The following is an 8,198-nucleotide window of genomic DNA, read 5'->3' as shown; positions in this document are numbered from 1 at the left end:
TCTTGAACAACCCGACCCTAGCGGAAAACACTGATGGCCGCCCGCAAAGCCGATCACCCGCTACAGCGCAACGAGAAGCGCGCGGGCGCTCGGCTTTACTCCCTACCGTCACCTACGCCACGTACTGGGACACGATCGGTAAATGGCCAACGCGGTTGCTTTGTGATCAGCCGTTATCTTCGACGAACCGAATAGCGTCTTGCAAGAAGCTCCGGAAATAGTCAGGATTTTCGCACATCGGAAAGTGCCCAAGCCCCTCCATAACGACATGACGGCTGCCAGGAATGAGGGCCGCTAGCGCTGCTCCGTCTGCAGGCGTCGCAGAGTAGTCATAGGTCCCGGAGAGAAGAACGGTCGGTGTTCGCTTGGCATCAATCTTCGGACCGACGACGGCACCGTCGAACTCGTCGCTGTAGAACGAAAGATCGCCGGGATAAACTCCAGGAGCACCCTGCGAGTAGATCCAACTGGCGCGGCGTCGCTCTTCTTGCGGGCTGAGCGGGCTCATGATTCCGCGGACATAGGCTGAGTTATGAAGCGACCCATGAACGTTGACGTTGTGTTGAAAGGGGTTGCGACGGCCCTTTGACTTCAACGGCGGCTCGACCGCAATTACACCCATTAGACGTTCCGGTCGCTCCGCCGCCAGCACCATGCACATCGCCGCGCCCATAGATCCTCCAACGACGATAGCTCTGTCTCCGACGAGCTGGTCGAGTATCGCCGTGCACCAGGTCAGGTAGAGATCCGTTGTGAGTTGATAGGGCGAGCCGTCCCAAGTTAAAGGAGGCATCGAACGTCCGTGAAACGGCAGATCAACTGAGATCAATCGGTTCGTACGCGCAAACCCAGTGTCGGAGAGTTGCGGTAGAAACTGACGGCCGTCTGCGCCAGCCGTATGGAGGAAAAGGATAGGAGTTCCTGCACCGGCTTCCTCGTAAAAGATATCGTGTTCTACGCCGCCGACCTCTACCCGCTTATAGCGTCCGGTGACCTGTTCAATATTTCGATCGATCTTCGGCGCAACTAGGGGCGGAGACGCTACGACGATTTCGAACAGTCGCTCCAGAGCGGGACGCGCTTGAGCGATTGCTACGGGCGAACCAGATAACGTGAACTCAGGGTTAGCGAGTTGAAAGGCGGTGAACGAATGGTAGGTTGCCGGCGGCGGCACCTGCATAACCTTTTCCCAAGCTCCTTCTGGGGCACTCAGTATGACGTCAGCATTTTCGTCCGCGCCGTCCAGTGCGACTATCCCGCCTCCCACAGCAAGTGATGACTTTTCTGGTCCAACTTGCAACGAGATCCGTGTTGTAAGACCTGGGGTCAGTCGCGGTAGCTCCGGATCTTCGATCGCCAGGGTTACGCGTTTAATCAGCTCGGCATGGGCGCCCATACGTCCTCCCTAACAAAATGATGTTGTTGGGAAGCCGCACTTCCTGTGTCTCACCTCCCATAAGAGAGGTAAGCAGATTTTCAGACAATCTGTCAACCTTAGCCGTCGCCTGAACTTCGTTTTGTGGAACTACTCGGAGGTTTCGACGGGGTTCTTGCTCAAGTAGTCCAACGCCACCTTAGCCGCGATTTCGATATGGCGCTTGCAAAGCGCGGCTGCCCTGTCGCCATCACGCAACGCAATAGCGGCCGCAATCTCTCTTATTTCGAAAACGCTGTTCTGCAGCCGCCCTGGCTGGGTCATCGATGTCATCCGCAACAATGTGACCCGGTTGTGCAACGACGTGAGCATTTGCTTCACAAACACGTTCTTGCTGCCGGTCATCAAACAATCGTAAAAAGCGGTCTTGGCTTCGATGATCCGCGTTCCGGAACCGCTCTTGGCTGCGGCTTCGAACGCTTCCACGGTCTCGAGGAGAGCAACGATCTCTTCATTCGAACCGTTCTCGGCGAACTCCTGGCCGGCAAAGCTTTCAAGCAGCGCGCGTACACTATAAAGCTGCCTAGCCTCCTCGTAGCTGATAGTGCTGACAACCGGCCCCCGATGCGGATAGCTAGTAATAAGCCCTTCAGCTTCTAACTGGCGTAGCGCCTCGCGAACTGAAGTTCGGCCAACCCCGATAAGTTCGCACAACTCGCGCTCCACCAGCCGCTGCCCGGGCTTGAAACGGCCACTTGAAATAGCCTGCCGGAGCTTATCCTCAACAAGGATTCGAAGAGAGGCGTTTTGACGTCTAATCTGGAGGTCGATCGTTCCCATTCACAACAAACCTTCGATGAAATTTCTAGTGACGCACAGAATCAATATACTGCCGGAGCGTTTCGTAGGACAACCCGATTGTCTGCAAACAGCAAAAAATTTCAATCGGTTTATTGTGGGTCACAGGAGAACTCTAGCGAACTGGAGGTCTGGCGCAAGGGGAGAAAATTTCTGTAGCACCTCAGGGTCATGACCCGGAATGATGAGTCCGTTTGCTCCGGCAAGGACGCGGAGCTTGTTGTAACCCTCGATGACCTCTAGGTAATCTGCAAACAGGGGAAACGCGCCGTCATTTTCAAGATAGTGCTGGAAATGAAGCGCGTCGGAAGCGATAACCAGCAAAGCGCCGCCTGTTGCCACCGTAACAACTTGCAAACCTTTCGAGTGACCGCCAACCAGATGCACCCTGCATCCAGGAACAATTTCCCCATCCCCATCATGGAACCGTACCCGTGACTGAAAAACGAGCCGGACCGCGTCGACGACACCTTCTGTAGCAAAAGGCCGACGCATTCGCTCATGGCACATACACCGCCCCGTTCCATACGCCATCTCCCGATCCTGAATGTGAAAAGTGGCGTTAGGAAAGGCCGGGAGGTTTCCGGCGTGATCGTAGTGCAGGTGTGTCACAACGACATCAGTAATTTCGCTGGATTTGATGCCAAGGCTGCTCAGTGCTGCCACCGGATGGATCAAGAGGGTCCGCCCTCTGGCCGCGCCCTCTCCGGCTTCGAAACCAGTGTCAACAAGAATTAATCGGTCCTCGAGACGGATCAGCCACACGAAGTAGTCGATTTGTGATGGACGATCATGAATGTCATTCGTCTCTAGTATCAGGTCACTTACTGGTCTTTGCGCGGTGCCGTAATGGATGGCGAGCACTGTCCACTCGTTCAAGAGAATTCTCCCCGCCATCAGTCCATCAAGACTAGGTGTCGATTGATCTCGGCCCTGTCAAGACGGTCGAAAACCTCATTGATCTCATCAAGGGGGCCAGTGCTCGACAGCAATTTGTCCACTGGCAGCTTACCTTTGAGGTAAAGGTCGATATAGCGGGGTATGTCGCGCGATGGCACGCAGGAACCCATATAGCTGCCCTTGATCGTTCTCTCCTCTCCGACCAACGGCAAGGGCGAAACCTCGAAACGGGAATTTGCGCTGGCCAGTCCGGCCGTAGCGGTCATCCCTCCGCGCCGGGTAATCTCATATGCAAGCTCGAATGCCTTTTTGGATCCAGCCATCTCTATCGCGTAGTCTACCCCGCCGCTTGTCGCGCCTTTTACTTGGGCAACAATATTCGGCGAGGTGGCCAAAAAAGTCTTCGTCGCTCCCAGCTCCTTGGCAAGATCCAGCTTCGCTTGGATTAGGTCGATCGCCACGATATCGCTTGCACCGCTCGCAACAGCGCCAAGTATCGCCGAAAGGCCTACGCCGCCGAGCCCGATTACCGCCACACTACGGCCTGGGCGGACCCCACACGTGTTCATCACAGCTCCAACGCCGGTCATAACGGCACAGCCGAAGAGAGCAGCTGTCGCCAAATCGATATCTTTGGTCACTTTGACTACCGAGCTCGCCGACACGACAGCATATTCGGAAAACGCAGAAACGCCGCTATGGTGGTTAATTTCGTATCCTCTCAAACGGATGTGCTTGCCGCCGGATAGAAGCGTTCCTGCAGCATTGGCCTGGTAGCCCGGTTCGCAGAGGCTGGCGCGGCCTTCAGCGCAATATGAGCAATGGCCACAAACCGGCAGAAATGACATGACTACATGGTCACCAACCTCAACCTTCTCGACACTCGGTCCGATTGCTGCGACGACGCCAGATGCCTCATGGCCTAGAGCGACTGGAAGCGGACGCGGTCTGTCCCCATTGATTGCGGACAGGTCAGAGTGGCAGACACCGGCAGCCTTGATCTTGACCAACACCTCCATGGGGCCAGGCGGCGTCAGTTCCACAAGCTCAATCTTAAGAGGTTTCGAATTTGAATAGGGCTTCGGCAGACCCGACTCCCTGAGGATTACCGAACGCATCTGCATCTTTGAAATTCCTTATCGATGTGCAAGCAACTGCATTGGAGAGGGGATATAGCGGAATCCGTCTCCGTTTCGCACCACATGCCCGGCACCTGGCCATGCGAAGTGATAGGACATTACCGCAATGCGATCTGTCGCCAGCATATCAAGCACGCGCGTGCGGGATCTAGCTGACAGCTTCGGGTCCGTGTCGTATCGGAATTCCATCATCGGCCTCTCCATCAACAGGATATGATGGTGCGTAAGGTCGCCGAGAAAACAGAGGCGATCGTTTCCCGACTGCAGCATAAAACAATGATGACCGAGCGTGTGGCCGGGGGCCGAAATCGCGTGAACGCCCGGCAAGAACTCCTCGCCGTCTTTGAAAAAGAAGGTCCGATCCTTGTGGGGAAGCAGGTTTCGCCGAGCGTTATCGATTTGAAATTGAAATGAAGAATCGATCGACGACCCGTCCGTCCAGTCCGTGAAGTCTCGCTCACTGATGAAGATGTCGGCGTTCGGGAAATTTAACCTTCCATTGGCATCGCACAGACCGCCGATATGATCGATATGGGCGTGCGACAGAACCACCGCATCGATCTCCGTCGGATCTCGACCTGCCTCTCTCAGGCTGGCTAGGAGTCGACCTGTGGTGGGCCCGAAAGCTTTGGAAGACCCCATCCCGGTATCAAATAGAATTGTTCTTCCATTTATCTCAACAAGCGGCACGTTTTGCTCGAGTACAACTTTGTTCGTTGGCAGGAAATTGTCCTCTAGCATCAGGCTGACCGTGCGTGGCTCTACCCCCAAGAAGTTCAGGCGAGGATCTCCTAGCTCTAACGGCCCGTCGGACAGTACCGTGATTTTTCCATCGCCAAATTCGAACGGATAAAAATACGGAAGCTTGGCCAGGTGATGCATACTAAGAGACACTGATTTTCCTCCCATCAGGTGCTTGGCGACATTTTTGGCAGATTGTATGATAATCTGTCAAATATTTTTGAAGAAAGCCATATCGAGAGCGACTGCCTTGCTTTAGGAGCCGGTGTACCGCGTTTTCCCCGGCCTACCGAATGCCGCGCAGTAGGAGCAGAGCATTCGAGAATGCGGCTCGCGGGGCCGCACAACGCATGGTCGTTGACCCAGCGTTGCCCCCTGTTCCGCGAAAAACCGCAGACATTCAGAGATTGACGAGGCTCAAGTTGAGTTGTCTCACAGCGCGCACCGCATCACCGTCCATCAGACAGGTGACATTTTCCCTTATTCGCGCTCATCATCGCGAAGCGGCGTAACGATCTGAAACGAAGCCGGTGGCGGACGCGCGCACCCAAAGAGCGATCAATTCCATCTTCGGCAGGGCCTTGCTGTAAAAGAAGCCTTGCGCCGAACCGCATCCGTTCGCTGCGAGAAATGCTGCCTGCTCGGCGGTCTCAACACCTTCCGCCACCACGTCCTGCCCAAGACATTGTGCAATGGACAGAATCGCTTTGACCAATTCTTCGTTCCTTTTGTCCGAGCTATTTATGAATGACCGATCGATCTTCAGCGTGTCGATCGGGAAGCGGGCTAGATAGTTGAGCGCCGAGTAACCGGTGCCAAAATCATCGATAGCAATCGAAAATCCCATTTGACGCAGCTTAAGAAGCGTCTGCAGGGTCTCGCCCTTCCGATCGAGAAGCAGACTCTCCGTGATTTCGATTTCGATCCATTCCGCGCGGCAACCGGTTTCACCGAGGATTGCAGCGATCTCGTTTACCAACCGTGAGCATTGGAATTGCTTACCCGAAAGGTTGACTGCAATCTTGTGCAGGTGGTGGCAATCGGCGTTCAGCTCCTTCGCCGTCTTGCACGCTTCACGCAGCACCCATCGCCCGAGTTCAACGATCAGCCCGGTATCCTCAGCGACCGGAATGAATCGAACCGGCGGAATCATGCCCATCTCGGGATGAGGCCATCTCAACAACGCTTCCGATCCTATCATTACGCCGCTGTCCAGAAGCACCTTGGGCTGGTAGTGCAGCTCCAATTCTTCGCGCTCGATAGCGCGGCGCAATTCAGATTCCAACTGCATCCGCTCCTCCACGCCCACAGTCAAATCCTTCGAATAAAAGCGAAAACTGTTTCTCCCCGAGCGTTTGGCAAGATACATCGCAGAGTCGGCGTATTTCACCAGATCGTTGACATCTGTGCTGTCGTCGGGCGAGATCGCGATGCCTACACTGCATGACACGTAGACTTCCTTGCCATCCAATAGGAAAGATTCCTTGAATCTCTCGAGGATCGAGCACGCAACCCAATCGAGATCGTCGGTTGTCTGGATTTCCGGCAACAGAATCGCGAACTCGTCGCCGCCGAGACGCGCAACCGTGTCGAGATCGCGGACAGATTTCTTAAGCCGGGTAGCGACCTGGCAGAGTAGTTGATCACCCACAGGGTGACCCATCGTATCGTTCACGACTTTGAAATGGTCGATGTCAATCAGCATTACCCCTGTCCGCCGACGTTGAGACGACGCGTCACTGACGACCTTTTGCAATCGCTCGTTAAACAGCAAGCGGTTCGGCAAAGAAGTCACCGGATCGTAAAAGGCCATTTGCCTGATTTTTTCCCGCGAGGCGTTCAGTTCCGTGACATCGCGAGAGACCCCGAGGACTCCTGTAACCTCTCCCCCGGCGCCGAGGACCGCAAGTTTACGTGTTTCGAGAAGAATGGACTGACCGTTCTCCGGGGAAACCACCCAATTCTCGTCGATAAGTATGCCACCGGCTTCGATCGTGGCCTCATCAGATTTTCCGGAAATGTGAGCTCTCTCAGCCCCGAACAATTCAAGGTCCGTTTTTCCAACGACCTCCGCCTCCGATTTCCCGGTCAGCCGCTCAAATGCATGATTGCACAACAGGTGTACGCCATCGACATTCTTTACCCAAACCATGTCAGGAATGGTTTGCAGCACACTTAGCAATTGCGTCCGCACGGAGTTGATGGCGTCTTCCGCCTGCCTTCGTTCCGTGACATCACGCGAAAATGCCAGGAGCGTGGTGGCGGCGTCAGGATCGGCGCTTGGTCGTCTAGCCACCGACAACTCGAACCATCGGGTCTCGCCGTTTGGCAAGGATACGCTAATGCATCGACCGTAGGCAACTCCTTCACTGCTTGCAGTTCGAAGCGCCTCCATTGCAATAGCCGCTTGATCAGGCGCAAGAACTTGGTCGACCGTCCTACCCAGTAGCATTTCCCGCTGCTGGGCTAGTAGTTCGGGATTTCTGGTCCAGACCTGAAGATATCGCCCATCCTCGTCGACCTCAAACAGAACGTCTGGAATAGCGGTGACGATCCCTTGGGCTAGTTCGAGAGCGTTTTTGAGTTCCTGCTCCGCCAACTTGTGTTCGGTTATGTCGATGATAACGCCAATCAGACCCGCGGGCTCGTCGTCGTGACCTCTGAAAACTGCCTTGTTGCAGACAACATCCAGGATGGCGCCGTTTGCGAGAGCGATCTTACGCTCGGAGACTTGGGCTCCACCCCTTTCAAGAAGGCCTTTCTCTTCAATAGAATAAATTTCCGCCAGTTGCGTTGAACTGAGATCAAAATCTGTATTCCCGATGATCTCGTCGCGCGAGCGACCGAGGAGATCTTCGAAAACCTTGTTGCAACCGACATAGCGACCGTGCAGATCTTTGAAGAAAATTGGGAGGGGCAACACGCCGATCAATGCTTCAAGCAGCGCTCCTCGGTCGGCTGAGGTATCATGATGCAGCGCTTCGTCTCTCCGGCGATTGCGCCTTTTCTGAAAAAAGGAGCGTTGCCAAAGCGGTTGTAAAGTCGAATTCATCGTGAAGCTCCTTACCGAGGGCCAAGACAGATGCATCATCCATCCGATCAGGAATTCCGGGAACGCCACCCAAATCATTCGAGCAACAAATTGATGCAGATATGTCAGTAAGGCGTCGAACCGCGCGTCGGCC

6 protein-coding genes are annotated in these 8,198 nt (G+C 54.8%); all 6 read right to left on the bottom strand.

Translation table 11 applies throughout. From position 1 onward, the window contains the following. Positions 1-166: 166 nt before the first annotated feature. The 6 genes from QWJ46_RS28125 to QWJ46_RS28100 all read right to left on the bottom strand — a co-directional run bounded on the left by QWJ46_RS28125 (position 167) and on the right by QWJ46_RS28100 (position 8,065). Positions 167-1,396 (bottom strand): alpha/beta fold hydrolase, encoded by a 1,230-nt coding sequence (locus tag QWJ46_RS28125; protein WP_004673293.1) that lies wholly within the window; start codon positions 1,394-1,396, stop codon positions 167-169. A gap of 129 nt (positions 1,397-1,525) precedes the next feature. Continuing rightward, a complete protein-coding gene (locus tag QWJ46_RS28120; protein WP_004673291.1) occupies positions 1,526-2,215 on the bottom strand; it encodes a GntR family transcriptional regulator in 690 nt (229 codons plus the stop codon). Positions 2,216-2,335: 120 nt separating this feature from the next. Further along, complete coding sequence (locus tag QWJ46_RS28115; protein WP_018247149.1) at positions 2,336-3,130, bottom strand: N-acyl homoserine lactonase family protein; 795 nt, start codon at positions 3,128-3,130, stop codon at positions 2,336-2,338. After that, positions 3,130-4,257 carry a zinc-dependent alcohol dehydrogenase family protein gene (locus QWJ46_RS28110; RefSeq protein ID WP_004673287.1) on the bottom strand — a complete coding sequence of 376 codons (1,128 nt, stop codon included), beginning with the start codon at positions 4,255-4,257 and terminating at the stop codon, positions 3,130-3,132. The genes QWJ46_RS28115 and QWJ46_RS28110 overlap by 1 nt, the downstream gene beginning before the upstream one ends. Positions 4,258-4,269: 12 nt before the next feature. Continuing rightward, the gene (locus QWJ46_RS28105; protein WP_237350508.1) at positions 4,270-5,166 is read right to left on the bottom strand and encodes an MBL fold metallo-hydrolase; all 897 of its coding nucleotides are present in this window, start codon (positions 5,164-5,166) and stop codon (positions 4,270-4,272) included. A gap of 340 nt (positions 5,167-5,506) precedes the next feature. Next, positions 5,507-8,065, bottom strand: a complete 2,559-nt coding sequence (locus QWJ46_RS28100; RefSeq protein WP_004673285.1) for an EAL domain-containing protein — start codon at positions 8,063-8,065, stop codon at positions 5,507-5,509. Positions 8,066-8,198: the final 133 nt, after the last annotated feature.

It is taken from the genome of Rhizobium sp. CBN3 (assembly GCF_030518245.1).
GTDB lineage: Bacteria > Pseudomonadota > Alphaproteobacteria > Rhizobiales > Rhizobiaceae > Rhizobium > Rhizobium aethiopicum_A.
Note: the sequence above shows the minus strand (reverse complement) of the source record. Positions and strands in the feature narration are given on the sequence as shown.

Bases quoted from the DNA above. Each gene is read 5' to 3' on its own strand.
- QWJ46_RS28100 (WP_004673285.1), bottom strand. From the start codon at position 8,065: ATGAATTCGACTTTACAACCGCTTTGGCAACGCTCCTTTTTTCAGAAA.
- QWJ46_RS28110 (WP_004673287.1), bottom strand. From the start codon at position 4,257: ATGCAGATGCGTTCGGTAATCCTCAGGGAGTCGGGTCTGCCGAAGCCC.
- QWJ46_RS28115 (WP_018247149.1), bottom strand. From the start codon at position 3,130: ATGGCGGGGAGAATTCTCTTGAACGAGTGGACAGTGCTCGCCATCCAT.
- QWJ46_RS28125 (WP_004673293.1), bottom strand. From the start codon at position 1,396: ATGGGCGCCCATGCCGAGCTGATTAAACGCGTAACCCTGGCGATCGAA.
- QWJ46_RS28120 (WP_004673291.1), bottom strand. From the start codon at position 2,215: ATGGGAACGATCGACCTCCAGATTAGACGTCAAAACGCCTCTCTTCGA.